The sequence below is a fragment of the Dactylosporangium darangshiense genome, assembly GCF_039537565.1.
In the GTDB taxonomy this organism is placed as follows: domain Bacteria; phylum Actinomycetota; class Actinomycetes; order Mycobacteriales; family Micromonosporaceae; genus Dactylosporangium; species Dactylosporangium darangshiense.
Map to the genome: position 1 here is coordinate 124,057 of NZ_BAABAT010000002.1, position 25,530 is coordinate 149,586.

Sequence of the window (25,530 nt, forward strand, 5' to 3'; positions counted from 1 at the left end):
CTTCGCTCCGGACCGGTCACGCGCCCTCCTCCAGGTCGGCCGCGCAGCGGAAGCTCACCGAGGTGGAGCGGGTCAGGCCGGCGCCGAGCAGCAGCAGCTTCACCGAGGCCTGCGGCGGCTGGGGGCCGCCGTCGAGGTACCAGTCGGAGCCCTCGCTGCGATGGGCGGCCCCGCCCTTGAGGATGACGAAGCGGGTCCGGCCGTCGCTGTGCTCGCTCTCGGTCAGGTTCCACACCAGCGGTTCGCCGCGGCGCAGCAGCCCGGCCTCGGCGGCGACCTGCCACTCGTCCTCGGTCGGCAGCCGCAGCCCGGCCCAGGCGGCGTACGCGCGCGCGTCGGCCAGGTCGACCCCGCACACCGGGGCGTCCGGGGTGCCGGTGCCGGCGGTGAACCGCTCCGGGCGGGCCGGCCGGTAGCCGGAGTCGGCAAGGAACCGGGCGTACTGGGCGTGGGTGATCTCGTGCGTGTCGATGGCGAAGCGGCCGAGCCGGACCGTGCGGCGCAGCGTGGCGTCGTGGTGCAGCCGCGGCGGGAGCGGTTTCCACTCGTCGACGTACGGGGTCTCGCCGTACAGCCCGGTCTCGCGCACCCGGTGCACGACCGTCAGCTCGTGCCGGCCGCCGTCGACCGCCACCATGCCGAGCGGGACGTCGGCGCGGGGCGCCCACGGCGTCCGGGTCCGCACCGCGGCCCGCGCGGGGAACGTGGGGTCACCGGTGGGTGTTTCCCGCGCGGGTACCGCAGGTGCGTCCTCGGCCACGACGGTCACCGCCGCGATCGCGCCCGCCGGCAGTGGCCCGCCGACGGCCACCCGCCCGTCCGGCCGCTCGGTCACGGTCAGCTCCGCGCCGGTGACGAGGTCGACGAAGCGGCGGCCCGGCCGTGCGCCGGTCGTGAGCCACGGGCCGTCGTGGTCGTCGCCCCGGTTCGCCACCGTCCACAGTGGCGTGTCGTCGTGCGTCCAGCGCGACGCGTACACCCACCCCTCGCCGGGGTGGTCGGCCAGCGGCACCCAGTCCTCGGCCCGCAGCCAGGCGGCGTGGCTGGCCTGCACGGCCCGCATCGCCCGCAGTACCGCGCGGTCGCGCTCGTTCCAGCCGACCCAGACGCCGAAGACGCTCTCCCAGACCAGCACCCCGCAGCCGTTGAGCCAGGCGGAGTGCAGCTCGTCGAGGTGGTCGCGATGCCACCGCCGGGTGTGGTGCAGCACGTGGCGGCGCTCGAACCACTTCGCCCGCAGCACACCCGGGACGTCGGAGTCGGCGAACCACTGCGCCCACGACATCGCATGGTCCTCGATGCGGGCCAGCGGTACGCGGCTCTCGCCCTCCAGCACCAAGCCGGGCCGTACCGCGTCGAGGGCCTTGCGCAGCTCCCCGGCGCCCTCCTTGAGGGTGTCGAGGAAGACCCCGTCGGCGCCGAGGCGGGCGACGAGCGCCGCGACCTGATCGGCGTCGCTGCCGGGCTCCCGGCGGGTCCCGGTGTCCCACGGGTTGTAGTCGAGGAAGACCCGCACGCCGCGGTCCTGCAGGGCGCGCACCACCGCCGGCAGCTCGGGCACATCGCGGTAGTAGTCGAACTGGTTGCGCTCGTCGAGGCCGATCACCGGGTAGGCGTGCCAGAGCACCACCCCGTCGAAGCCGCCGAAGTCGCGCTGCGCCGCGTCCAGGAACGCCTCGACGGTGAAACGGCCCGCCTCGTGGTCGTAGAGCGTCTCGTCCCACAGCCAGGCCAGGCAGACGCTGAAGCAGTCGCCGGTGATCTCGTCGTAGTGCGCGCCGGTGTACCGCAGGCGCCGCCGCGCGTCCGTGCGCCACTGCGCGAGGCGCTCGCGCCAGGCCGGCCAGTCGGCCGGGTCGCCGGGCGCCGCGAAGATCTTCGCCTCGTCGAGGACCGTCAGGTCCGCGCCCGGGTCGAGCGGCACGGCCGCCGGCCGGTCGATGGGGCGGGGCACGTACGGGTTGAAGGTCATCGGATTCCTTCTGTGGATACTCCGGCCTTCGGGCCGGGGAGGAAACGGAACCCTTGCGCAGCAGGGCAGGGAAGGCAGATCCGCCGCCGAGGCGGGCAGGCGTCTGCCCGCGCGTCACCGCAAGGTTCACTGGATAGACCACTATCGTGTGAGCCGTGAGCGGGACCGTGAAGCGGGCGTTCAAGTTCCGCTTTTACCCGAGCCCTGGGCAGGCTGCTGAGTTTGCCCGGACGTTCGGGTGTGTCCGGCTGGTCTACAACATGGCGTTGCAGGCCCGCACCGAGGCGTGGACGCTGCGCCAAGAACGGCTCAACTACAACGCCACCAGCGCGATGCTGACCGCGTGGAAGAAGACCGGGGATCTGGCGTTCCTCAACGAGGTTTCGTCGGTGCCGTTGCACCAGGCGCTGCGCCACCTCCAGGTGGCGTACACGAACTTCTTCGCCAAGCGGGCCAGGTACCCGACGTTCAAGTCGAAGAAGAAGTCGCGCCGATCGGCGGAGTACACCACGAGCGCGTTTCGCTACCGTCACGGCCGGCTCATCCTGGCGAAGATGACCGAACCCCTCGATATCGTGTGGTCCCGGCCCCTGCCAGAGGGGGCGTCGCCATCGACGGTGACCGTGTCGCAGGACCCGGCCGGGCGCTGGTTCGTGTCCCTGCGCTGCGACGACGTGATCGAGCAGGTCCCGGCCACGGGCGCGGTCGGGATCGACGCAGGGCTCGACAGCCTTCTCACACTGTCCACCGGGGAGAAGATCACCAACCCGCGCCATGAGCGCCACGACCGGGCCGCGCTCGCCCGCGCCCAACGGAGCCTCGCCAGGAAGGAGCCGGGCTCCGCGAACCGGGCCAAGGCCCGCCGCAAGGTCGCCCGCGTCCACGCCCGGATCACCGACCGCCGCCGCGACCACCTGCACAAGCTGACCACTCGACTCGTTCGTGAGAACCAAACGATCGTGATCGAGGACCTGACCGTGCGCAACATGGTCAAAAACCACAGCCTGGCCCGCGCCATCTCCGACGCGGCCTGGCGGCAGTTCCGCGCCATGCTCGAATACAAGGCCGAATGGCACGGCCGCAACCTGGTCGTCGTGGACCGCTGGTTCCCGTCGTCCAAGCTGTGCGCCGTCTGCGGTGCGCTCGCTGAGCGGATGCCGCTGCACATGCGGTCGTGGACGTGCCGATGTGGGCGCATCCACGACCGCGACGTGAACGCGGCCCGCAACATCCTCGCGGAGGGGCTCTCCGTGATTGCCTGTGGAGGCGGTGTAAGACCTCAACGAGAGTCCTCTCGGACGGGGCGGTCGTCGGTGAAGCAGGAACCCCCTGGGGTGACCCAGGGAATCCCCGTCCCTTTAGGGCGGGGAGGATTGTCAAGCGGTACCTCGGTAGGTCGCTGCGAAGAGGCGGTCGATGCGGTGCCGGTCGGGCAGCGCGACGGACGCGCCGGGGTGCTGCGCGCAGGCGGCCCCGGCGGCGCACGCCCACCGCAGCGCGGTGGTCACGGCGTCGCCGGGCGCGGCGCCCGGCTGGGTGAGGCCGTGCTCGGCCCAGGCGACGGCCATCGCGCCGGTGAACGCGTCGCCGGCGGCGGTGGTGTCGACCGCGTCGATGACCGGCGCCGGGACCCGCACCCGCAGGCCGTCGCGGTCGCCGTAGGCGGCGCCCCGGGCGCCGAGCGTCAGCACGACCCGTGGCACCAGCTCGAGCAGGGCGTCGAGCAGCCCGTCCGGGCCGGTCCCGGCCCCGGTCCGGCCGGCGACGACGGCCGCCTCGTGTTCGTTGACGACGAGCACGTCGATCAGGGCGAGCAGGTCCGGGGGCAGCTGCGCGGCCGGGGCGGCGTTGAGCACGACGGTGGTGCCGGCGTCCCGTGCCGCGCCGGCGGCCTCGGCGACGGCCGTCAGCGGGATCTCGAGCTGCAGCAGCAGCACGTCGGCCGCGGCGATCGCCGCCCGGTCGGCCGGGTCGAGCACGGTGAGGGTGGCGTTCGCGCCGGGCGCGACGACGATGCAGTTCTCCGCGGCCGCGTCGACCGTGATGAGCGCGACGCCGGAGGGCCCGTCGGCGGTGCGCAGCCCCCGCACGTCGACGCCGGCGGCGACCAGGCTGTCGCGCAGTAGCCGGCCGAAGTCGTCGCCGCCGACGGCGCCGACGAACGCGCAGGCGGCGCCGGCCCGCGCGGCGGCGACGGCCTGGTTGGCGCCCTTGCCGCCGGGCACCGTGCGGAAGTCGCCGCCGAGGACCGTCTCGCCGGGGGAGGGCAGCCGGGGCGTGGCGACCACCAGGTCGAGGTTGGCGCTGCCGACCACGATCACGTTTGCGCTCATCGGCCGGTCCCCTCGCCGGCCAGGGCGAACGTGCGGGCCGCCAGTTCGTCGAAGCCGATGCCGTCGAAGCCGGCGATGCTGCTGGCGAGCCGCCCGCGCAGCGGGTCGACCCACCGCCGCGGCAGCGCGGCGGCGCCGCTCAGTGCGCCGGTGACCGCGCCGACGGTGGCGCCGTTGGAGTCGGTGTCCCAGCCGCCGCTGACCGCGGCGCACACGGAGCGCTCGAAGTCGCCGCCGCCGTAGGCCAGTGCGGCCGCGGTCAGGGCCGCGTTGTTGCGCACGTGGACCCAGTGCAGGTGGCCGTGGCGCTCGTACAGCGCGTCGACGATGCGCTCCCAGTCGCCGCCGGCGGCGCCGAGGGCCCGGGCCTCGCGCACGGCCGCGGTGAACCGCCCGCCGGGCGGCAGCACCGACTCGCCGGCGTCGAGGACCGCCTCGATGCCGTCCGCCACCGGGGCGGCGGCGGCCATGGCGGCCACCCACATCGCGCCGTGCACGCCGGAGCGGACGTGGCTGACGCTCGCGTCGCGCCAGGCGAGCTCGGCCGCCCGGCCGGGGTGGCCGGGGTTGACCCAGCCGTACACGTCGGTGCGGATCTGCGCGCCGATCCACTCGCGGAACGGGTTGTGGCGGCGGGCGGTGTCCGGCGGCACCAGGCCCAGCAGCAGGTTGCGGTACGCGACGCGCTCGGCGGTGAACACCCGCCCGGCCGGCAGCCAGGACAGCCACGCCTCGGCGACGTCGGCGCCGGTGAAGCCCCGGCCGGCCGTCTCCAGCAGGCGCAGCGCGAGCAGGGCGAAGTTGAGGTCGTCGTCCTCGGGCATGCCGTCGATGTTCTCGGCGAGGCTGGTGGCGGCGCTGCGCCGATTCCACGGCCAGCGCGCGGCGACCTCGGCCGGCAGGCCCTCGGCGGTGAACCAGTCCCGCAGCGGCCACCGGCCGGTGGCGGTCAGGATCTCCCGGATGCCCTCGCGCGGGATCTTCTCCACCGGCTTGCCGAGCAGGCAGCCGGCGGCCCGGCCGAGCCAGCCGCCGTGCAGCCGGTCGAGCGACGCCTTCGCCGGCAGGTCCCAGGCCGCCGGCCAGTGCGCCCGCACTTCGTCGAGGTCGCCGGGTTCGCCGCCCGGGGTGGGCAGCGCGTCGGCGGCGTCGAGCAACTCGACGGCGAGGGCGCGCAGCGCCGCCGGGGCCGGGCTCGCCGACGCGCCGCTCACCGGCGGGGTCGCGTCGCCGCCGGCGGCCGCCCACCGCCGGGCGATCGCGGTGACGTCGCGGCCCTCGTCCCGGCTGGCCGCCAGCTCGTGCGGCAGCAGGTCCTCCGGCTGTACCCAGGTCAGCCTCATGCGAGGCCGCCGAAGCGCTCGGCGCGGCGGGCGAAGCGCTCCCGGTCGCGGGCGAAGACCTCGGCGGCCACCTCGGCGAGGGTCGCGGCGGGCTGCACCAGGTCGGTGCGCGACGCCTCGGCGACCGCCGCCGACCACTGCGCCGGCACGGCCGCCGACCCGCCGAGCGCACCGGCGATCGCGCCGGCCATCGTCGCGGTCGAGTCGGCGTCGCGGCCGTAGTTCACCGCGCCGAGCACGGCGGCGCGGAAGTCGCCGCCGGCGACGACGAGCATGCCGATCGCGACCGGCAGCTCCTCGATGGCGTGCACGCGGCTCGGGCGGCGCGCGCCCAGCCCGGGGCTGTGGTACTCCTCGCCGACCGTGTCGAACGGCGCGACCGCGGCCCGCAGCGCCGGGATCGCCGTACGCCAGTCGGTGTGGCCGCGGGCCTCCTTGACGACGGCGTCGACGGCGGCGCGGGTGCCGTCGCGGGCGAGGTCCAGCGCGGCGGCGACGACGTCGTCGACCGTCGCGCCGGGCGCCGCCGCGGCGGCCACGCAGGCGGCGAACACCGCCGCCGCCTCCCTGCCGTAGCTGTGCTGGTGCGCGCCGGTGAGATCGGCCGCCTCGGCGTAGGCCCCGGCCGGGTCGCCGGCGTTGACGATGCCGACCGGGGCCATGTACATCGCCGCGCCGCAGTTGACGATGTTGCCGACGCCGGCCTCGCGCGGATCGGCGTGTGCGTGGTGCAGGCGGGTGACCAGCCACCGCTCGGCGGCGGCGAGCCGGTGGAAGGCCACCCCCTCACGCTCCAGGTCCGGGATGTACACCACCCGCTCGATCAGATCGGGGACGAGCCGGTCCACGACGTCGAACGCGTCGAGGTGGTCGCGTTTCCGGGCGTACACCCGCACCAGCGCGTGGGTCATCAACGTGTCGTCGGTGATGTGCCCGTCGCCCTTGTGGTAGGGCGCGAGCGGCCGCGCGGTGGCCCAGTCGGCGTGGTACGGGGGCACGATGCCCTCCACCCAGCCGCCGTAGCGGGCCCGGATCTGCTCCGGCAGCGCCGTCTCGGTGGCCCCGCCGAGCGCGTCGCCGACCGCGGCGCCGACCAGGCATCCGACCGACTTGTCGAGCAAGAGTGACATCGTTACCTCAGCACCTGCTTGCCGCCGTCGACCAGCTGCGTTCCGAGCTGGTCGAGCGTGATCTTGTTGGCGAAGTACTGCTGGAGCGCCGGCGTGGCGTACTTCGTCTTCCACTCCGGGTAACCGTTGGCCATCTGGAACGGCGCGACGGTCAGGTCGGCCGCGCTGTCGGCGGCCACGTCCCAGCCCTGCTTGCCGCCGGTCGCCTTGACCAGCTCCTGGTTGGCCTGCTTGCCGGTCGGCACGAGCCAGTCACCCTTGGCCAGGGCCGCCATGTTCGCCGGGTTGAGGAAGAACTCGAGGAACTGCGCGGCCTCCTTCTGGTGCTTGGAGTCCGCGGAGATCGACAGCGTCTGCGGGTTGGCAGCCTGCTTCGTCGACAGCCCCTTGACCGGGGGCAGGGTCACCCACTGGAACCCGGCCGGCGCCTGCTCGACCATCTGCTGGCGCAGTGACACCGAGCCGGGCAGCATCGCGTACTTGCCGCCGAAGAAGCCGGGCAGCGTGTCGGCGCCGCTCATGCCGAGCGCCTCGGGGGAGGCCGACTTCGTGGTGTACAGCATGTCGTGGATCCGCTTCGGCACCTCCTTCTCCGCGTCGCCGACCTTCACCTCGGTCTTGCCGCCCTCGGTGTAGAAGAACTTGCCGTCGAAGTTCAGCGCCAGGTTCATGACCCGGTTCGTCGGCGACTTCAGCGCCCACGCCACACCGTACTGCCCGGGCTTGGTGAGCTTCTGCGCGTTGGCCTGGAACTCGTCCCAGGTCCAGCCGCCGTCGGCGGGCGGCACCGCGATGCCGGCCGCGTCCAGCAGCGTCTTGTTGGCGATGACCACCTGCGACTCGAGCAGGAACGGCACGCCGGTGACCTTGCCGTCGAAGGTGGCCGTGTCCCAGATGCCCTTGTCGATCTGGCTCTTGAAGCCGTCGGACAGCAGCGGCGAGACGTCGGCGAGGTACCCCTGCTTGCTGAACTCGCCGATCGAGGCCGCCTCGTAGTGCACGATGTCGGCCGCGTCGCCGCCCTCGAAGGCGGTCAGCAGCTGGTCGTGCACGGAGTTCCAGTCGCCCTGGACGTACTCGACCTGGATGTCGGGGTGTTCGCGGTTCCACTGCGCGACGAGGTCCTTGTTCGCCTGCAGGGACTCCTTCTGCCAGGCCAGGCTCAGGAAACGCAGCTTGACCGGGCCGGAGGCGGACTTGGCGTCGTCGCCGCAGGCGGACAGCAGGCCGAGGCCCGCGAGCGCGACGGCCGCGGCCGCCGCCATTCGCAGACGTAAACCGGTTCGGAGCATGGATGACCTCCTGATGGGGGTGGGGTGTGTCGCCCGGTCAGCCCTTGACGGCGCCGGCGAGCGAACCGGAGGAGAGCCGTCGTTGCATGACGGCGAAGAAGATGAGGCTCGGCAGGGTGGCCAGCAGGGAGCCGGCCGCCAGCGGCCCGAGCCGGGCCGTGCCCTCGATGCCGACGAACCGGGCCAGGGCCACGGGCAGCGTCGCGAGCTCCGGCGTCTTGATGAGCACGAGGGCGAAGAAGAACTCGTTCCAGGCCGAGATGAAGGAGAACACGGCCGTGGCCACCACGCCCGGTGCGAGCAGCGGGAGGACGACCCGGCGCAGGACCTGCAGCCGGGTGGCGCCGTCGACGGACGCCGCCTCCTCCAGCTCGCGCGGGATGTTGCGCACGAACCCCTGCAGCATCCACAGCGCGAACGGCAGCGCCCAGACCACGTAGATCAGCACCAGGCCCGCGTGGGTGTTGGCCAGTCCGATCTCCCGCAGGATCAGGAAGATCGGGATGATCAGCAGCACGAACGGAAACAGCTGGGACAGCAGCACCCAGCCCAGGGCCACCGTGCCGAGCCGGGTGCGGAACCGGGCCAGCGCATAGGAGGCGGGCAGCGCGACGAGGACCGTCAGCACCGCCGAGGCGAGCGAGACCTGGAGGCTGTTGAGCGCCGCCCGGCCCAGGTCCTGCTCGGTGAACGCCTGCACGAAGTTCTGCACCGTCGGGTGGACCGGTACGAAGGTGGGGTGCAGCGCGACGAGCTCCCGCGGCGGCTTGAACGCGGTGGAGAGCAGCCAGACGAGCGGGAACCCCAGGAAGATCACGTATGCGGCCAGGGCGACGTAGCGCAGCGCCCGCCCGGTCCGGCTCGGCCGGCCGATCATGTGTTCGCCTCCCGCAGCCGCCGGCGCAGGTACAGGGCCAGCAGCGCCACGATGATGATCACCATGACGTTGCCCAGCGCCGCGGCGTAGCCGTAGTTGCCGTACCGGAACGCCTCCTCGTAGGCGAAGAGCATCGGCAGCATCGTGCGCCCGCCCGGCCCGCCCGCGGTCAGCACGTAGACCAGCCCGAAGGAGTTGAAGTTCCAGATGAAGTCGAGCGAGGTGATGGCGACGATCACCGGCGTCAGCGCGGGCAGCGTCACGCTGCGGAACCGCTGCCAGCTGCCGGCGCCGTCGACCGCGGCCGCCTCGTGCAGCTCCCGCGGTACCCCCTGCAGCCCGGCCAGCAGCACGACCGTGGTCTGCGGCATGCCGGCCCACACGCCGACGATGATCACCGCCGGCAGCGCGGTGCTGAAGTCGCCGAGCCACGTGTGGCGCATCCCGTCCGCGCCGACGCGGTGCAGCAGCTCGTTGAGCAGGCCGGCGTCCGGGTGGTACACCAGTTTCCACAGGATGCCGACCACGACCGGCGGCATCGCCCACGGCACCACCGAGAGCACCCGGGCCACGCCCCGGAAGCGCAGCTGCTCGTTGAGCAGCAGCGCCAGGCCGAGCGCGAGCAGGAACTGCAGGATCGTCACGCTGAACGCCCAGAACAGCCCGACCTTGAACGAGTTCCAGAACAGGTCGTCGCGCAGCAGCTTGCCGTAGTTGGCCAGGCCGGTGAAGCTCACCTCGACGTTGCGCCCGGCGCGGGCGTCGGTGAAGCCCAGGTAGATGCCGCGCAGCAGCGGGAACACCGACAGCACCGCGATCGGCAGCAGCGACGGGAGCAGCAGCAGGTACATGCCCGTCCGGTCGCCGCGCGGCCGGGTGCGCCGGACGGCCGGGGCCGGGGGAGCGGTCACGGTCGCGGTGCTCATGCGGCCGGCCCCGCGGCGACGGGCTCGCTCGACGCGCGCACGGACAGCGCCGGCGGTACGTGCTCCCGCCGCGGCGGCAGGGCGGGTTCGGCGATGCGCTGCAGCAGCAGCTCCGCCGCCCGGCGGCCGCGCTCGGCGGAGCCGAGGGAGACGCTGGACAGTTGCGGGAACATCATCTGGGCCAGCTCCGTGTCGTCCATGCCGACCAGCGCCACGTCGTGGGGCACCCGCCGGCCGCCGGCGAGCAGCGCGTGCAGCGCGCCGACGGCGATGAGGTCGTTGGCGCACAGCAGCGCGTCGGGCGTGGCCCGGGCCAGCAGCCGCTCGGCGGCGGCGCGCCCGGCCGCGTACTGGAAGTCGCCGACCTCGATCAGGCGCTCGTCGGGCTCGATGCCGTGGCCCGCGAGGGCGGCCCGGAAGCCCGCGTCACGGGCCGCGCCGGGCACCGTGTCGAGCGGTCCGTTGACGAAGCCGATCCGCCGCCGGCCGGTGGCCACCAGGTGATCGACGGCCAGCCCGACGCCGGTCCGCGAGTCGGTGCGCACGTTGTCGACCGGGGCGTCCTCGCGCAGCTGGCCGATCACCACGACGGGCACCGGGCTCTCGATCATGGCGGTGAGGTGGTCGTTGGTGACCCGGATCGGCGAGACGATCATGCCGTCGACGTAGCGGTTGGCGAGCCGGCGCAGCAGTGCGGTCTCGCTGGGGATGTGCCCGCCCGTTGCGTGCACGACGAGCTGGCGCCCCGACGACGCGACCACCGCCTCGATGGCCCGCATCATCGCGACGTACACCGGGTTGCCGATGTCCTCCACTGCGAGCGCGACCAGGCCGGTCCGCTGTGACTGCAGCGAGCGGGCGATGGCGTTGGGGACGTAGCCGACCTCGGCGGCGGCCGCGCGGACCTTGCGGATCGTCTCGTCGCTGGCCCCGAGGCCGTTGAGCACCCGCGAGGCCGAGGCGATCGACACTCCGGCGCGGGCGGCGACCGTGTGGACGGTCGGCCGGCCGTCGACCGGGTCGTGTAAACGTTTACGGACCACGTCCGCCACCTCCGCCTCTCAGCTGTAAACGTTTCCGCGAGTCTGCGACGCGATGGCCCGTCAGGTCAAGGGCTCGTTACGGAAACGTTTCCGGCCGATGCCGGCGCCCGCCCCGCCTGCAGGACCGCGACGGAGGCCAGCACGAGGGCGCCGCCGGCGAGCTGGGCGACGGTCAGCGACTCGCCCAGGGTGAGGGTGGCCAGCCCCGCGGTGACCACGGGTTCGAACGTCGAGAGAATGGCGGCGGTGGACGGGCCGGTCCGGCGCAGGCCCGCGAAGAAGGCGAGCACCGCCAGCACGGTGGAGACGACCGCGATGCAGGCCAGCCACCACCATCCCGCCGCCCGGAAGCCGAGGTCGACGCCGCCGGTGACCAGGGCACGCACCCCGAAAGCGCCGGCCGCGCCGGTCATCACCAGCGTGGTGAGCACCACGGGCGGCAACTCGTGCACGACGGTGTCGGCGACGAGGATGTACATCGTGTAGGTGACCGCGGAGCCGAAGCCCAGCAGCGCGCCGAGCGGGTGGAAGCTCCCGCCGCCGGCGCCGAGCAGGACGAGCAGCGTGCCGGCGGACGCGGCCACCAGCGCAGCCGAGCGCCGAGGCGTCGGCCGGTCCCGGCCGATCAGCACCGCGCCGGCGGTGACGAGCACGGGATAGGTGTAGAGGATGAGGGACAGCGGTGACGCGTCCATCACCTTGAGGGCGGCGAAGTACAGACCCGCCTGCGTGGCGTACCCGAGGGCGCCGAGGCCGAGCGCGATGACCACCACCCGGCGGCTCGGTGCCGTCCCGGTTCGCCGCGGCCGGGGTCGAAGCACCAGCAGTACCGCCAGCATTGCCGCCGCCAGGGTGAACCGGACGAGCAGTGCCGTCGCGGGCGTGACCCCCGCCGCGTAGGCGAACTTCCCGAAGATGGCCATCGCGCCGAAGCACGCCGCCGAGAGCAGACACAGTGCGGGTCCCACGCGGTCGAGGATCGGCCACTCGACCCATCAGGTCCAGTGACGATTCATGGAGCTGATTCGTTAGGATTCGTGCATGGTTGCGCTGGACCTCCGCCGCCTCCGCTTCCTGCGGGAGTTCGAGGAGCGCGGCACCCTGGGCGCGGTCGCCGCGGCGCTCGGCTACAGCCCGTCCGCGGTCTCCCAGCAGCTGAACCTCCTGGAGAAGGAGACCGGCGCGCAACTGTTCGAGAAGGCCGGCCGGGGCGTGCGGCTCACCGACGCCGGGCACGTGCTCGCCCGGCACGCGAGGGTGCTGCTCTGCGCGGCCGAGGCGGCGACCGCGGATCTGGCGGCGCTGAGCGGTGAGGTCCGCGGCACCGTCCGGGCCGGCGGCCTGCAGTCAGCGGCCCGCCGCCTGCTCATCCCGGCCGTGGCCCGCACGATGGCCGAGCACCCCCGGGTGCGCCTGGAGATCTTCGAGTTGGAGCTCGAACAGTCGCTCCCCGGCCTGCGGCTGGGCGCTGTCGACCTGGTGATCGGCGACGAGTACGACGGCCAGCCCCGTCCCCGGCACGACGGCCTGCGCTTCGAGGTGCTGCACGAGGAGCCGCTGCGGCTGGTGCTGCCGGCGACCCACCCGCTCGCCGCACCGGCCGGCCCGGTCTCGGTTGCCGACCTGCGCGCCGACGTCTGGACGGCCTCCGCCGAGGGCACCGGCCACCACGCCATGGTCGTGGGCACCTGCCGCTCCTTCGGTGGCTACGAACCTGACCTGCGCCACCGCTCCAACGACGCCGACGTCCAGCTCGAGCTCGTTCGCGCCACCGGCGCCGTCGCCCTGATGCCGCCGCTGGCCCTGCCCCCGGACGACCCCGCCCTCGCCGTCCGCGCCATCGCCGAGGCCGACCTTCGCCGTCGCCTGTTCGTCGTCACCCGCGACGGCCCTCGGGCCCCCGCCCTGACCGCCTTCCTGGAGGCCGTGCAGGACCAGGCGTCCCGGCTCGGCTCGTCCCCCCGCGTCCGGCCTGAGGACGACCACGTCACCGAGCGCGCCCGCGGCGCGCGGGAATAGCCAGGCCAGCGGCGCATTCCCGGCCGCGACGCGGTGTTCCTCACGGCGCGCGAGCGGCCCGGACCGTCCTAGGCTGCGAGCATGAAGATCGCATTGACCGGCGGGACCGGGTACATCGGCTCCGCGCTGCTCGGACAGCTCGTCGCCGCGGGGCACACCGTCACCGCACTGGTGCGCAACGACGAGGCCGCCGCGAAGGCCCGCAAGGCCGGCGCCGAGTCGGCCGTCGGGGACCTCTTCGACCCGTCCTGGACGGCGGAGCGCTTCGCGGCCGCCGACGGCGTGGTGCACACCGCGGCCACGGGCGACGCCCGCAACCCGGAGTTCGACCGCTCGGTCGTGCGCGCGGCGGTGCAGGCGCTGGCCGGCACCGGCAAGCCGTACGTGCACACCAGCGGCATCTGGGTCTACGGCGACAACGCCGACATCACTGAGGACTCACCGTTCGCGCCGCCGGGCATCACGGCCTGGCGCGCGGAGGTGGAGCGCGCGGTGCTCGACGCCGACCTGGTGGCGACGATCGTGACGCCCGGGATCGTCTACGGCCACGGCGGCGGCATCCCCGCCGGGGTCATCGCCGCGCAGCGGGACGAGGCCGGCCGGGTCCGGCTCGTCGGCGACGGCGGCCAGCACTGGACGACGATCCACGTCGAGGACGTCGCCGCCCTGTACGTCACCGTGGTCGAGCGCCGCGAGCGCCTGGGCTACGTGATCGCCGCCTCGGGCGTCAACCCGACGGTGCGCGAGCTGGCCGAGGCCGCCGCCGGCACCGCCGGCGTGGCGCCCGAGACGGCCGACGCTTCGCGCGAGCGGCTCGGCGCGCCCTTCGCCGAGGCGCTGCTGCTCGACCAGCAGACCCGGGCCGCCAAGGCGAAGGCCCTCGGCTGGACGCCGACCCGCCCGACCCTGGTCGAGGAGCTCCGCTCCGGCAGCTACACCCACTGACCCCGGTGCTCGGCCGCCGCTGCGGACGCTCCACCTTGTTGCGAGCGCCGAGCGGCGGCCGACAGAGCCTGCGTTCATCGACGAGCGCACGTACCGCAATCCGAGCCGGCGTATCTCCCTCTGCCTGGGCCTGGTTTCACTTGGCCGCCGGGGGCGCGTTCTTCGCCAGGAAGTCGTCGATGGCCTTGGTGACGGTGTCGGCGGCCGCGCTGCCGAACAGCGCCGTGGCGTGCTCTGTCGCGGTCGGGACCACCAGCAGCCGGCGGTCGACCGTCGGCGGGGTGGCGTCGTAGAGATCCTTGGCGTCGCCGTTGAACGGGGCGTCCAACTCCCCGGCGATGTACAGCACCGGGAACGTCACCTTGGACGCCACGCTCAGGGCGTCGGCGGAGTCGAAGGACGCCGGGGAGGAAAGGGTCACGACCGCCTTCGGTTTGGGGTCCAGGTTCGTCGTCGCGGCCATTGACGCGGTGCCGCCCTTCGACGCGCCCATCAGGACCAGATCCGTCGCGCCTTTGGTGCGCAGCCACTTTGCGGCCGACAAGACGTCTCCGCCGATCGAGGGGCCGCCGGGGTGCTTGTCGGAGTCGCCCTCGCCGCCGAAGTCGAATGCGAGGACGTGGTAGCCCTTGCCGGCGAGTTTCGCGGCGAACGGCAGCCACTCGCAGACGCTGCCTCGATTCTGGTGTGCAAGCACCACACCGGTGCCGCTGGTGCCGAACTCGACTCCGCGCAGGACTGTGCCGTCCTGCTCGGCCTTGAAGCTGACCGTTTTGCCGGTGCCGATCAGCTGGGAGCAGTTACTGGCGGCTTGAGGTTCAGTGCTGGACGGGGCGGGCTGGGCGGGCTTATCGGAGCCACAGGCGGTAAGCGCGAATGCCAGCGCCACAGCGGCGGCGGGGGAGATGGTACGTCGCATGCCGGGAGAATATGTCTCTGATCGACATCTTGTTGGCCCCGAAACGGATTTCGAAAACGTCACCGCACATCATCCGATGGGCCAATTATCGACAAAAAGAAACCGGGCCCGGGCCTCCGAAAAGAGGCTCGGGCCTCGCGCGTCGGCCGACCCGGTGCTACGCCCAGTCCTGAGCACCGCGGAACGGGAAGTGCTCCCCGGCGACGTACCGCGGGCGCGGCTGGTACACGTTGACGCCCGGCCGGCCGCGCAGCAGGAATGCGCTCGGGTACGGCTGCTCCTCGCCGATGATCCGGGTGGACGTCGGGATGTACCGGATGGTCAGCCCGCACCGCCGGTGCGGTGAGGTGTTCGCGTTGCTGCCGTGCACGATGTTCGGGTGGTGTACCTCGACGTCGCCCGGGGCGAGCACCATGTCCACCGCGCGGTCCTCGTCCACGTCGTCGACCGGGATCTCGACACCGAGCACGCTCTCCACCCGGTCGTTCACGAGCACCTCGCTGAAGCCCCGCCGGTGGCTGCCGGGGACGAGCCGCACACACCCGTTCTGCGCGGTGGAGTGGTCCACGGCCAGCCAGAGGGTCACCACCTCGACCGGGTCGAGCGGCCACAGCGAGCCGTCCTGGTGCCACAGCACGGGCTGCCCGGACAACGGCGGCTTATTGATGTAGTGCGACGCGAACAGCGCGATGTCCGGGCCGATGAACAGCTGGGCGATGTCGAGCAGGCGCGCGTCGCCGACGAGCCGCAGCCAGAACGGGTCGTCCTTGACGTACAGGTGACCCAGCTGCTCCGGGCGCACGTCCGGATGCCGCGCCTGCAGCCAGGCCACGTGGTCGTCGGCCTCGGCGATGAGGTCCGGATCGAGGACGTTGCGGAAGATGACGTACCCGTCCCGATCGTAGCGTTCCTTGACGTCTCCGGCTTTGTCCTGGCTGGCCAGCACATCGGCTCCTCTCCACGATGGTCGCGTACCACTGTCGCCCCGGCGTCCGCGGCGGGCTAGCACCCTGGACGCGAGAACGTGCAGCCTCTTGACCACCACCGGTCCGCTGCGGTCGCCCTGGCAGCCCCGACATGTAGCGTGTTGACGTGGCCGAGACCGCATCCCGGTTCCGGTTCCAGGAGCACGCGCTGGGCCGGCCGTACCACGCCGCCCGGGTCATGATCCGGGGCGGCTCCGAGCCGCACCTGCACGTGGACTACTACGAGGTGATGGCCGTCATCGCCGGCTCGGGCGAGCACCGGCTGCGGTCCGGGTGGCAACCGCTGCTGCCCGGGCACGTCGTGCTGATCCGGCCGCGCGACCAGCACGCGATCATCGGCGACCCGGTCACCGGGGTCGAGTTCTTCAACGTGGCATTCTCGCCCGCCGCATGGCGATCCTTCGTGAACGTAGCCGACCTGCGCGAGCCGGCGGCGTGGGACGCGGCGCCGGCGCCGCCCCTGCTGCGTCCCGACGAGCCGGGCCGCGAGCGGCTGCTGCGGGCCTGCGAGGCGGTCTTGAGCCGGTTCCCCGCCGACGCCTCCATGCTCGACCTGGTGCGATTCTGGACCGAGACGTGCGCGGTGCTGTGCCCGCCGGCCGCGGCCCCGCCGGCGGCCCGCGGCACCACCCCGGAGTGGCTCTCCGTGGCCTGCACGGCGATGCGGCACGAAGAGAACCTGCGCGACGGCGTGCCCCGTCTGCTGGAGCTCACCCACGTCAGCCCCTCGCATCTGTCGCGCAGCATGCGCCGGCACTACGGGACGACGCCCACGGCGTACGTCACGGACCTGCGGCTGCAGCACGCGACCGCGCTGCTCGCCACCACCACCGAGTCGGTCACCGGGATCGCCCAGCGGTGCGGGTTCGCCAGCCAGTCGTACTTCAGCCGGTGCTTCGCCCTGGCGTACGGCCTGTCCCCCCGGCGGTTCCGGTACGACCTGCAACGCAAGTACGTCCCGTGACCAGCGTCAGGGGACGGACCGGCGGTGCTCACTCGGGCTCTCGCCGGTAACCCGCCGGAAGACCCGGGCGAAGTGCTGGCCCGAGCCGAAGCCCTCCGCGAGGCCGATGGCCGTCACCGGCAGGTCGCCGGTCGCGAGCAGATGGCGCGCCAGCCGGATCCGATGCTCGGTGAGGTACCGGTGCGGCGAGACGCCGACCTCCTGGACGAACAGGGCGGCCAGGTACCCGGGGGCCAGCCCGACCTCGCGGGAGAGGTCGCCGAGCGTCCAGCGGCGGGTACTGTCGCGCTCCAACAGGCGCCGCGCGGCCGCGACGGCCGGGTGCCCGGCGAGAACCGGCGCCGGGTGGGCGGCTCGGATCGCCGATGCCGTTCCAGCGGTAGAACGTGTAGCCCAGCGACGCCGCGATGGGGTACACGACGAAGACCACCAGGAGCGTCATCATCGGCAGCGCGTAGGCATATGACCAGCGGGCCTGCCCGGACCTCACCGCTCAGCGCCGCCAGATCCGCGGTCGCCGCCTCGGCCGCGCAGAGCAGCACCCTCGTCGGCGAGCCGGATCCAGGCCGTGGTCTTGTAGCTGGTGCCGTTGGTGAGCTGCACGCCCTGCGCCGGGCCGGTCCACTCGTAGGTGCGGTTGGTGGCCCGCAGCGCCTGGCCGCCGGTGTGCGCCGGTGCGGTCGCCGCGCTCGCCGTGCAGGGCGAGAAGCAGTACCAGTTGGCGGCGCCGTTCTCCACGTCGCCGTTCGTCAGCAGGTCCAGCCCGGCCGGCGGCGCGGCGTGGACGTTGAAGGCGACGTCGTCGAGCAGCAGGTCGGGGGTGCCGGCCGTGGTGTCGATCCAGAACTCGGCGCGGGAGTACGAGCCGGTGAAGGCGACCGGGATGTTGTTCGCGCGGATCTGGGTCCAGCCGGTGTCGCTGACCGGTGCCGAGCCGAAGGGGATCGTCACCTGGCCGGTCGACGTCCACACCCTCAGCCGGATCTCGGCGGTCGCGGTGCCCGCGGTGGCCAGGCGCACCCAGGCGGAGGCGTCGTAGCGGCCGTTCGGGCCGACCGTGACGCCCTGCGCCGGGCCCACCCAGTTGGCCGTGCGGCCGGTCACCTTCAACGCGCCCGACCCGCCGTGCACGGGGCCGCTCACCACGGAGAGCCCGCCGCAGCCGCCCAGGCAGTACCAGCCGCTGGTGCTGCCGCCCTCGATGTCGCCGTTGGCAGAGGTGTTGAGGTTTCCCGGCAGCTTCGGGGTGACGAACGGCGGTGCGGGCGCGCCGGGTGGTGCGCCGATGGTCTCGGTGAGCGTGACCTCGTCGAAGGTGCACGTGAGCCCGCCGGCCGACGGGTTCTGCCAGAGGAAGGTCTCGGCCCAGCCGGTGCCGGTGGGCGGGGTGAAGGCGGCAACCTTCTGGGTGTAGGCGGTCTCGTCGCGGTAGTTCAGCGTGTACTGGAAGCTGGTCGTGCCCGGGGCCGGGCCCCCGCGCACGCCGATATAGCACTGGTTGCCGGGCGCGCTGGACTTGGCCCAGCCGGTCAGCGTGTAGTTGGTGCCCGGGTTCAGGTCCACCAGCGGCTGGGTCAGCCCGGCGCCGGTGGTGGTCGTGGCCGCCGTGCGCACAGCCTCGGCACCGCCGATCGCGTCGCCGACCGGCGCGGCGCCGCCGGCGAGGGAGGTCCAGCCGTTCGTGCCGTGCTCGAAGCCGCCGGCCAGGACCTTACTGTCCACGTCGGCGCGCACGGTGTTGGCGATGCCGTCCGCGACCACCTTCACGGAGGCGCCCGCGTTCGTCGGCATGTTCACCTCGGCCTGCTTGGCGACGCCGTTCACGGTGACCGTCACGAGGTACTTGCCCTGGAAGCCGCGGACGCCGTACCGGCCGGCCGCCGACGTGGTGCCGGACGCGTTCGTCCACCACTGGTGGTACACCAGATCGCGCAGCGCCAGCAGGTTGGGCTTCGGGGTCCAGTCCGGCCGGTAGAACGCGACCAGCGGGTTCCAGATGTTCGACTCCCAGAAGCCGAAGCTGCTCACGCCGGTGATCTGCGGGTAGCTGAGCGCCATGGTGAGGAAGTCGCGGGTGTAGTCGGCCTGGAGTTGCTCGTCGTCGGTCGCGATGTCGAACTCGGTGATCTTCAACGGAAGGCCGAGGCCGGTGTAGCGGTCGAAGATGGGGATCAGGTCCTCGGGCGGGGTGAGCTGCAGGCCGCTGAAGTGGCCCTGGATGCCCAGCGCGTCGATCGGCGCGCCCTGCGCCAGCAGCGAGGCGAGCAGGTTGTAGACGTACTGCTGCTTGCGCAGGTTCCAGCCGTTGTCCTCGATGAGGTCGTACTCGTTGAGGTACAGCGCCGCCTGCGGGTCGGCCTGCCGGGCGAGGGTGAACCAGCGGCCGATCTCGTCGGAGCCGAGAATGTCGGTGACGTTGTGCTCGGAGTACGGCTCGTTGACGACGTCCCACTCGTCGGCGATGCCCTTCAGAGCGCCGGCCTCGTCGGTGACGTGGGCGTCGATGCGGGCCCGCAGGGCGGCCGGGTCACCGGCCAGGGTCCGCACGTCGGGCGGCATGTATCCCCACGAGCCCCAGACCAGGTTGTGCCCGTGGATCTTGATGTCCTGGTCCCGCAGCCACTCCAGCGCGGGCAGCGTGTTGCGAGCGCGGTGGGCCTGGTCCTCCCAGTAGTTCCACTTGAGGTCATTGCCCAGGGACAACGAGTTGACGTCGGAGCTGACGACCTCGCGGTACTTGCGGCCGTCGGGTGAGTCGGACAGCAGCCACTGTGCGGAGGCCGCGGTGCCGAAGTCGAAGGCGTGGTCCTGCATCTTCACTGAGACGTTCGCGCCGGCGACCGGGTGGCCGGCGGTGTCGACGACGTCGACGGTGAGGTCCCCCTTGCGGTACTGCTCGATGCGCGCGTCGGCCGCGGTGCGCCACGCGGCGTTGGTCTCCCGGCCGGCGTACGTCACGGACGGGTACCCCGCCGGGTCGCCCGGGCCGTAGTCGAGCACAGAGACACCGGCGATCTGCAGCACCTGCGGGCCGTAGCCGAGCCACAGCTGGAAGTGGGCGTCGCCGGGGCCGTAGTTCTCGGCGACGCGGAACGGGAACTGGAACCGTTGCCACTGCGTGCCGATCTTCAGCGGGGCGTTGGCGGACTTCGTGTAGCTGCCGCCGTCCCGTTCGAAGATGAACGTCGCCTGGCTCGAGTCGGTGCCGGCGATCGGCTGGATCGAGCGGGCCCAGAAGGTGGCCAGTGCGGCGTCGCCCTGCTGGACGGTGGCGGCGATCTCGGCGCCGAGGGCGATCTCGTACTCGCCGTCGAGGCCGGCGCTGCTCGGCGCGGTCGTGGTGGTGATCTGCAGCGCCTCACTGAAGTCCGGGTTTCCGGCGACGGGGACGATCTGGTGTTGCGGGGGTGGGTCGCCCTTGACCTGGGTGAACGCGGTCAGCGGGGCCGGCGGCATGATCTCGGAGGGCGGCGCGGCGTGCGCCGGGCTAGCGCTGGGTGCTGATGTTCGGGCCGAGCCCGCTCCACGGCCGGGGCGTCTCGGGCCGCGTGGTGCTGGTGCGGGCCGGCCGTCGCGACTTCGCCGGTGCCGGGGCGGTGCTCTCCCGGACGACGAGGGTGGTCGGCAGGCTGAGTCCGCCCGGTCCGGGTCGACCGGCGTGGAGCTCCGCCGAGCCGGACTGGGCGGGGGTGGTCGCGTCGCTGCCGTCGCCGATGGCTTCGAGCAGTATCCGAGCCGCGGCCACGCCCATCTCCGGGAAGGGTTGACGCACGGTCGTCAGCGGCGGGTGGGTGTCGGCCGACGACGCGATGTCGTCGAAGCCGACGACGGAGACGTCCTGCGGCACACGCAGCCCGCAGTCGATCACCGCCTCCATGACCGCGTAGGCCGTGTTGTCGCTCTGCGCAACGATCGCGGTCGGTCGGCCGGGCAGTGCGAGCAGGTCCGAGACGCGCTCCCGGACCGTCGGTGCGTGGAACTCGCCTGCGACGGTGAGCGCCGGGTCCGGGTCGAGGCTTGCCTCGGCGAGCCCGTCGAGATAGCCGCGGTACCGGTCCTGGCAGCACGCATACGTCATCGGACCCTGCACGCAGGCGATGCGGGTGTGCCCGGATTCCACCAGGTGGCGTAGCGCGATGCGGGTGCCCTCGTAGTTGTCCGCCTGAACCGACGGCAGGTCGGACGGCGCGGCGAGGGTGTTGACGAGCACGACCGGCACTCCCGACCGGTGCAGCCTCTCCAGCGGGTCGAGGGGCTGGTCGTGGGTGACGACCAGCAGGCCCGCGGAGAGCCCCGAGGTCGTGATCCGATCGACGAGGGCGGTGTAGTCCTTCTCGTTGGTGCTGGTGTAGAGGATGATCTCGTACGGCGACTGTTCGATGACCGAGGCGACACCGTAGTTGACCGCCGCGACCATGTGCCAGGTCAGGCCGGGCACGATCATCCCGATGAACGGCGTGCGTCCCCTGGCGAGGGCGGTCGCGGCGGAGCTGGGGGTGTAGTTGTGGCTGCGCATGACCTCGAGAACCCGCTCGCGGGTGGCCGGGTCGACCTTCGGACTGTTGTTGAGCACGAGTGACACCGTGCTCTTGGACAGCCCGGCCAGCTGGGCGATGTCACGTATCGTCAGCTTTCGCATGCGGGCCTCCGGTCATGGCGGTAGGTAGCCGTGGGGCTCCATTGTGGTATGCGCCTCCCGACGGAGGCACCGAGGTATCGCGGTTCGCCGGTCGTGCGTTGGAACGGTCCAACGCCTGAGCCGGACGCTAGCAGTGGACCGGTCCAATGGCAATGCCCGGGCGAAACAATCCGGTAATCGGGTGGACTCCCGGCCGCCGTTGCGCACCGGTACGCAGGGATGGCAAGCTCGCAGTCCGAACCCGTCGCGGGCCTCGCCGGTCCCCGTTCGCATTCACCGACACTCTTGGGAACCGGCATGCCCGCAGGCTATTCGCTGTCCGACTTCGCGTTCGACCTCCGCCGGCACCAGGCGCCGGACCAGCTTTGGGTCACCAGCGGCTGGACCGCCGCCCGCGCGCTGCCCGGCACGGTCTGCGGGGTCGGCGGCTGCTTCGCGCCACCCTACGCCGCCCTCGACAGCTCGCTCACCGTCACGTTCGAGGTCGACGGCCGGCCGATCGGAGACGGTGTCCGGCCCGGGATCGCCGGCTTCGGTCTCGGCCTGCTCACCGGCGGCGGCACCTGGCGGCCGGACCGCATCGAGCGCTCCGGCACCTTCCACCAGTACCGCGACGGCCGGCTTGTCTCGCTCGCCGTCCACAGCCGGCTCACGCCCCGCCACGGCGCCGGCGGATACACGCTGGAGGTCCGGGTCGACAACCGCGGCGACCGGGACATCGAGATCGTCCTGCGCCCACAGTTGTCCGCCGGTCACCCGGTCGCGTGCCGCTTGCGGAATGGGGCTGGATGCCGCCGCAGCCGGCCGAGCCTTCGGCCGTCGTGACGCTGCGGCACTCCGCCCTCGAGGCGCGCGTCCCCGCCGGTGGCCGCGCCGCGTTCACGCTCGGCGTCGAGCTCGGCGACACCGCCGGGGCCGGCGAACCCGACCCGGCGGCCTGGGCCCGGCAGGCCACCGCCCGGTGGGGGCAGCGGCTCGCCGCGGTGCTGGACGCCGTGCCCCGCCTGGAGACCGACATCCCCGGGCTCGCCGCCTACTGGCACCGCAGCCTCGCCAGCGGCCTGGTCTGTCTGTGGGACAACCCGGCCTTCGTCACCAACCCGTTCGTGGCCACATCCGGCATCGACGGCGGCGCCCTGTGCGCGTACGTCTGGGACACCGGCGGCTACGCGCCCCACCTGCTAACGCTCATGCTCGGCGACACCGCGACCGACCTGCTGGAGGCGCTGCTGAAGGCCGACCTGACCCGCCACTACGCCATCGCACCCGACGGCGCCGGGCTGGGCGTCGCCTATGCCTACAGCGGTTGGTCCCTCGTGACCTTGGCGACCGCCGTGGCGAGCCACCGCGGCGTCACGCCGGACCTGGTGGAGCGTCTCCACGACGCGGTGAGCGGGCTCGACGCCCGGTTCCCGGCCGTCGGTGAGCTGCGCGACTACGGCACCCAGCACAACCTGCTGGAGATGCGCGGCGCCGGCTGGGAGCACATGGTGGCGAGCCCGAACGCCGAGCGGGCCGGCTATCTCGACGCGCTCGCTGTACTCGCCGAGGCCACCGGCGCGATCCTGCCGGTCGACGACCTGCGGGCCACCGCCCGCAAGGTCCGCGCCGCGATCGCGGACGAGCTGTGGGACGCCGACGCACGGTGGTTCCGCAGCCGCTACCCGGACGGGCACACCGAGCTGGCGTACTCGATCCAGGCGTTCGACGCGCTGCGCGCCGGCGCCTGCACCCCGGCCATGGCCGCCGACCTCATCGAGCGGGTACGACCGGGCGCCTTTCTCGGCGCCTATGGCGTCAGCAGCGTCAGCGCCGAGGACCACCGCCACTACGAGCTGGGCGACACCGACTGGTCCGGCGGCGGCGCGTACACCGGCGAGGGGCCGCAGCTCGCGCTGACGCTCTGGGAGCAGGCCCGGCCGGAGCTGGCCTGGACGGTCCTGTCGCGGCTGCTGTGGATGGGCGAGCACTACCCGTACTTCCCGCAGGAGCACTACTGCGACCGGCCCGCCGCGCCGCCGGCCGGCCGCCGCGCCAACATCGTCGCCGGTCTGGCCGGGGCGGAGGCGATCCTGCTCGGGCTTGCCGGGATCCGTCCCCGGCCGGACGGCGCCCTCGTCGTCGCGCCCCCGCCGGCCCCGGGCCGGATCGCGCTGCGGGGCCTGCGCTTCCGCGGCCGGCTCGTCGACGTCGAGTGCACCCCGCACGGCTTCACGGTCACGGTGGACGGCCGGCCGGCGCCGGCTGAGGGGGGCGCCGTCGTGCTCCCGCGGTGAGCACCGGATCGCCTCCGGCGATCGGTGGCCGGGAAACTTTCAGCGCCGCGACGACATTCACCCGAGACCGCTCCTCCTGCGGTTGCGCGCGCGTTGACACCGATCGCTGGGCGTTGGCCTACTGAAGCGGTTCAGTTGCGCGGTGGCCGGGGACCACCGCGCAGGTCACCGTCCACACCGATCATGTTCGGGGTCTCACGCCAGGAGGCGCTCTCCTATGCATCAGTCCCATCCCGCTCCCGCCGGCCGGCGAGGCGCCCGGCGCCGGCTCGCGCTCGCCGTCGCGGCCTGTGCCGCAGTGCTCGCCGCCGTGGTCGTGGTGCCGCTCGTGCACGCGTCCGCCGCCACCGCAGGCTTCGTCACCCGCTGCGGCATCCACTTCTGCCTGGGCGGCCACACGTACTACTTCGCCGGAGCCAACGACTACGACATCTTCACCTACGGCGGCAGCTACGGGGACACTGAGACCCAGTGGATGGACAAGGCCCGCATCGACAACCACATGGCCGAGATGGCCGCCGACGGGGTCACCGTGCTGCGCGCGTGGATGTTCGACCACGAGACGTGGCACGGCTTCGAACCGAGCAAGGGCGTCTACAGCGAGCAGCAGTTCGCCGAGTTCGACTACATCCTCTCCTCGGCCGCGCAGCACAACATCCGGGTGATCCCGGTGCTGGAGAACTACTGGGAGGCGTACGGCGGCATCGACACCCGGCTGTCCTGGGAGGGCCTGGCCACCGGACAGGCCAACCGGTGGCGGTTCTTCAACCAGTCCGCCTGCCCGGGCTGCTTCACGCAGTACCAGAACTATGTGTCGTACGCGCTCAACCGCACCAACCACTACACGGGTGTCAAGTACAAGGACGACCCGACCGTGTTCGCGTGGGAACTGATGAACGAGCCGCGGTACGAGGGCCAGGGCAGCGCCGAGAGTGTCAACGGGACCACACTGCGCAAGTGGGTCGACACCATGGCCGGCTACATCAAGAGCATCGACGGCAACCACATGGTCGACGCCGGCCTGGAGGGGCACGGAACGAAGTACGGCTTCGGCGGCGACGAGGGCAACCCGTTCGTCGCCATCCAGCAGTCGCCGTACATCGACTTCACCTCAGCACACCCGTATCCGAACGAGGGCTGGGCCAACCTCTCGCTGGCGCAGACGCTCACCCTCATCAACGCCTGGGTGTCCGACTCGCACACGGTGGTCGGCAAGCCGTTCTTCATGGGTGAGTTCAACACCCAGGGCGTGGACCGCAGCACCTGGTGGACGTCCATCTACAACGACCTGCAGACGCAGGACGCCGACGGCAGCGCGTTCTGGTGGTACCCGGACGCACAGGCCGGCGGCGACAACTACAGCGTCAAGCACGGCGCGGCGGAGCTGTCGGTGTTCAAGGCGCACTCCGCGTACATGGTGTCCAAGAGCGGCGGCAACCCCTCGACCAGCCCGTCAGCGTCCCGATCGGCGTCCCCGTCCGCGTCGGCGTCCCCTTCCCGTTCGCCGTCTGCATCGCCGTCGTCATCGGCCGGTGCCGGCTGCACGGTGGGGTACAGCCTCAACGACTGGGGCACCGGCTTCACGGCCAATGTGACGGTCACGAACACCGGTGCCGCCGCGATCACCGGCTGGACGCTCAAGTGGACGTTCGGCGGCAATCAGGCGATCAGCAACGCCTGGAACGCCACCGTCACGCAGTCGGGCCAAGCGGTGACCGCGGTCAACATGCCCTACAACGCCACCATCGCGGCGAGGGGCAACGTGCAGTTCGGCTTCCAAGCGGCGTACAGCGGCGCGAACGCGGTACCGGCGCAGTTCACCCTCAACGGGACGGTCTGCGCCAAGGTCTAGGTGTCAGCGGCGGC

20 protein-coding genes and 1 pseudogene are annotated in these 25,530 nt (G+C 72.4%); 7 read left to right on the forward strand and 14 right to left on the reverse strand.

The window, feature by feature from the left end:
- Nucleotides 1–16: 16 nt before the first annotated feature.
- On the reverse strand, nt 17–1,972 hold the full coding sequence (locus ABD901_RS04180; protein WP_345121400.1) for an SUMF1/EgtB/PvdO family nonheme iron enzyme: 1,956 nt from the start codon (nt 1,970–1,972) through the stop codon (nt 17–19).
- A gap of 167 nt (nt 1,973–2,139) precedes the next feature.
- Between ABD901_RS04180 and ABD901_RS58965 the strand changes: the two are divergent.
- Nucleotides 2,140–3,192 (forward strand): annotated as a pseudogene (locus tag ABD901_RS58965) (RNA-guided endonuclease InsQ/TnpB family protein); the annotation flags it as partial.
- A gap of 156 nt (nt 3,193–3,348) precedes the next feature.
- Here ABD901_RS58965 and ABD901_RS04190 read toward each other — a convergent pair.
- The 8 genes from ABD901_RS04190 to ABD901_RS04225 form a co-directional block, all read right to left on the reverse strand.
- Entirely contained in the window at nt 3,349–4,305 is a 957-nt protein-coding gene (locus ABD901_RS04190) for a ribokinase (protein WP_345121402.1), read from the reverse strand.
- Nucleotides 4,302–5,648, reverse strand: coding sequence for an ADP-ribosylglycohydrolase family protein (locus ABD901_RS04195; protein WP_345121403.1), 1,347 nt, complete (start codon nt 5,646–5,648; stop codon nt 4,302–4,304). Before ABD901_RS04195 ends, ABD901_RS04190 begins: the two co-directional genes overlap by 4 nt.
- A complete protein-coding gene (locus tag ABD901_RS04200) occupies nt 5,645–6,778 on the reverse strand; it encodes an ADP-ribosylglycohydrolase family protein (RefSeq protein WP_345121405.1) in 1,134 nt (377 codons plus the stop codon). The genes ABD901_RS04195 and ABD901_RS04200 overlap by 4 nt, the downstream gene beginning before the upstream one ends.
- A gap of 2 nt (nt 6,779–6,780) precedes the next feature.
- The gene (locus ABD901_RS04205) at nt 6,781–8,070 is read right to left on the reverse strand and encodes an ABC transporter substrate-binding protein (protein ID WP_345121407.1); all 1,290 of its coding nucleotides are present in this window, start codon (nt 8,068–8,070) and stop codon (nt 6,781–6,783) included.
- 37 nt (nt 8,071–8,107) lie between these two features.
- Nucleotides 8,108–8,947: a carbohydrate ABC transporter permease gene (locus ABD901_RS04210; RefSeq protein WP_345121409.1), complete on the reverse strand. Its 840-nt coding sequence runs from the start codon at nt 8,945–8,947 to the stop codon at nt 8,108–8,110.
- Nucleotides 8,944–9,873, reverse strand: a complete 930-nt coding sequence (locus ABD901_RS04215) for a carbohydrate ABC transporter permease (protein WP_345121411.1) — start codon at nt 9,871–9,873, stop codon at nt 8,944–8,946. Before ABD901_RS04215 ends, ABD901_RS04210 begins: the two co-directional genes overlap by 4 nt.
- Nucleotides 9,870–10,916: a LacI family DNA-binding transcriptional regulator gene (locus ABD901_RS04220; protein ID WP_345121413.1), complete on the reverse strand. Its 1,047-nt coding sequence runs from the start codon at nt 10,914–10,916 to the stop codon at nt 9,870–9,872. The genes ABD901_RS04215 and ABD901_RS04220 overlap by 4 nt, the downstream gene beginning before the upstream one ends.
- 65 nt (nt 10,917–10,981) lie before the next feature.
- Entirely contained in the window at nt 10,982–11,884 is a 903-nt protein-coding gene (locus ABD901_RS04225; protein WP_345121415.1) for a DMT family transporter, read from the reverse strand.
- Nucleotides 11,885–11,957: 73 nt separating this feature from the next.
- Here ABD901_RS04225 and ABD901_RS04230 point away from each other — a divergent pair, with 73 nt between their 5' ends.
- Together ABD901_RS04230 and ABD901_RS04235 are read left to right on the forward strand one after the other, a co-directional pair.
- Nucleotides 11,958–12,935 (forward strand): LysR family transcriptional regulator, encoded by a 978-nt coding sequence (locus ABD901_RS04230; protein ID WP_345121417.1) that lies wholly within the window; start codon nt 11,958–11,960, stop codon nt 12,933–12,935.
- Between the two features lie 81 nt (nt 12,936–13,016).
- The gene (locus ABD901_RS04235; protein ID WP_345121419.1) at nt 13,017–13,880 is read left to right on the forward strand and encodes an NAD-dependent epimerase/dehydratase family protein; all 864 of its coding nucleotides are present in this window, start codon (nt 13,017–13,019) and stop codon (nt 13,878–13,880) included.
- Between the two features lie 136 nt (nt 13,881–14,016).
- Here ABD901_RS04235 and ABD901_RS04240 read toward each other — a convergent pair whose 3' ends face one another.
- Both ABD901_RS04240 and ABD901_RS04245 read right to left on the reverse strand, forming a co-directional pair.
- A complete protein-coding gene (locus tag ABD901_RS04240; protein WP_345121421.1) occupies nt 14,017–14,799 on the reverse strand; it encodes an alpha/beta hydrolase in 783 nt (260 codons plus the stop codon).
- A 157-nt stretch (nt 14,800–14,956) separates the two neighbouring features.
- Nucleotides 14,957–15,745 carry a phytanoyl-CoA dioxygenase family protein gene (locus ABD901_RS04245; protein WP_345121423.1) on the reverse strand — a complete coding sequence of 263 codons (789 nt, stop codon included), beginning with the start codon at nt 15,743–15,745 and terminating at the stop codon, nt 14,957–14,959.
- Nucleotides 15,746–15,891: 146 nt separating this feature from the next.
- Here ABD901_RS04245 and ABD901_RS04250 point away from each other — a divergent pair, with 146 nt between their 5' ends.
- The gene (locus tag ABD901_RS04250; RefSeq protein ID WP_345121425.1) at nt 15,892–16,749 is read left to right on the forward strand and encodes a helix-turn-helix transcriptional regulator; all 858 of its coding nucleotides are present in this window, start codon (nt 15,892–15,894) and stop codon (nt 16,747–16,749) included.
- A gap of 6 nt (nt 16,750–16,755) precedes the next feature.
- Here ABD901_RS04250 and ABD901_RS04255 read toward each other — a convergent pair whose 3' ends face one another.
- The 3 genes from ABD901_RS04255 to ABD901_RS04265 form a co-directional block, all read right to left on the reverse strand.
- Nucleotides 16,756–17,043 carry a helix-turn-helix transcriptional regulator gene (locus ABD901_RS04255; protein WP_345121427.1) on the reverse strand — a complete coding sequence of 96 codons (288 nt, stop codon included), beginning with the start codon at nt 17,041–17,043 and terminating at the stop codon, nt 16,756–16,758.
- 192 nt (nt 17,044–17,235) lie between these two features.
- Entirely contained in the window at nt 17,236–20,205 is a 2,970-nt protein-coding gene (locus ABD901_RS04260) for an endo-1,4-beta-xylanase (RefSeq protein WP_345121429.1), read from the reverse strand.
- Between the two features lie 31 nt (nt 20,206–20,236).
- Complete coding sequence (locus ABD901_RS04265; protein WP_345121431.1) at nt 20,237–21,388, reverse strand: LacI family DNA-binding transcriptional regulator; 1,152 nt, start codon at nt 21,386–21,388, stop codon at nt 20,237–20,239.
- A gap of 297 nt (nt 21,389–21,685) precedes the next feature.
- On the opposite strand from ABD901_RS04265, the gene ABD901_RS04270 reads away from it, so the two are divergent.
- From ABD901_RS04270 to ABD901_RS04280, 3 genes are all read left to right on the forward strand, one after another.
- Nucleotides 21,686–22,213 carry a hypothetical protein gene (locus tag ABD901_RS04270; protein WP_345121433.1) on the forward strand — a complete coding sequence of 176 codons (528 nt, stop codon included), beginning with the start codon at nt 21,686–21,688 and terminating at the stop codon, nt 22,211–22,213.
- Complete coding sequence (locus ABD901_RS04275; protein WP_345121435.1) at nt 22,177–23,664, forward strand: MGH1-like glycoside hydrolase domain-containing protein; 1,488 nt, start codon at nt 22,177–22,179, stop codon at nt 23,662–23,664. The genes ABD901_RS04270 and ABD901_RS04275 overlap by 37 nt, the downstream gene beginning before the upstream one ends.
- A 217-nt stretch (nt 23,665–23,881) precedes the next feature.
- Nucleotides 23,882–25,516, forward strand: a complete 1,635-nt coding sequence (locus tag ABD901_RS04280; protein WP_345121437.1) for a cellulose binding domain-containing protein — start codon at nt 23,882–23,884, stop codon at nt 25,514–25,516.
- Nucleotides 25,517–25,530: the final 14 nt, after the last annotated feature.

Coding starts and splice junctions, on each gene's coding strand:
- ABD901_RS04275 (WP_345121435.1), top strand. CDS start 22,177: ATGCCGCCGCAGCCGGCCGAGCCTTCGGCCGTCGTGACGCTGCGGCAC.
- ABD901_RS04240 (WP_345121421.1), bottom strand. CDS start 14,799: ATGCGACGTACCATCTCCCCCGCCGCCGCTGTGGCGCTGGCATTCGCG.
- ABD901_RS04235 (WP_345121419.1), top strand. CDS start 13,017: ATGAAGATCGCATTGACCGGCGGGACCGGGTACATCGGCTCCGCGCTG.
- ABD901_RS04230 (WP_345121417.1), top strand. CDS start 11,958: ATGGTTGCGCTGGACCTCCGCCGCCTCCGCTTCCTGCGGGAGTTCGAG.
- ABD901_RS04270 (WP_345121433.1), top strand. CDS start 21,686: ATGCCCGCAGGCTATTCGCTGTCCGACTTCGCGTTCGACCTCCGCCGG.
- ABD901_RS04215 (WP_345121411.1), bottom strand. CDS start 9,873: ATGAGCACCGCGACCGTGACCGCTCCCCCGGCCCCGGCCGTCCGGCGC.
- ABD901_RS04265 (WP_345121431.1), bottom strand. CDS start 21,388: ATGCGAAAGCTGACGATACGTGACATCGCCCAGCTGGCCGGGCTGTCC.
- ABD901_RS04210 (WP_345121409.1), bottom strand. CDS start 8,947: ATGATCGGCCGGCCGAGCCGGACCGGGCGGGCGCTGCGCTACGTCGCC.
- ABD901_RS04190 (WP_345121402.1), bottom strand. CDS start 4,305: ATGAGCGCAAACGTGATCGTGGTCGGCAGCGCCAACCTCGACCTGGTG.
- ABD901_RS04195 (WP_345121403.1), bottom strand. CDS start 5,648: ATGAGGCTGACCTGGGTACAGCCGGAGGACCTGCTGCCGCACGAGCTG.
- ABD901_RS04280 (WP_345121437.1), top strand. CDS start 23,882: ATGCATCAGTCCCATCCCGCTCCCGCCGGCCGGCGAGGCGCCCGGCGC.
- ABD901_RS04260 (WP_345121429.1), bottom strand. CDS start 20,205: ATGCCGCCGGCCCCGCTGACCGCGTTCACCCAGGTCAAGGGCGACCCA.
- ABD901_RS04180 (WP_345121400.1), bottom strand. CDS start 1,972: ATGACCTTCAACCCGTACGTGCCCCGCCCCATCGACCGGCCGGCGGCC.
- ABD901_RS04200 (WP_345121405.1), bottom strand. CDS start 6,778: ATGTCACTCTTGCTCGACAAGTCGGTCGGATGCCTGGTCGGCGCCGCG.
- ABD901_RS04205 (WP_345121407.1), bottom strand. CDS start 8,070: ATGCTCCGAACCGGTTTACGTCTGCGAATGGCGGCGGCCGCGGCCGTC.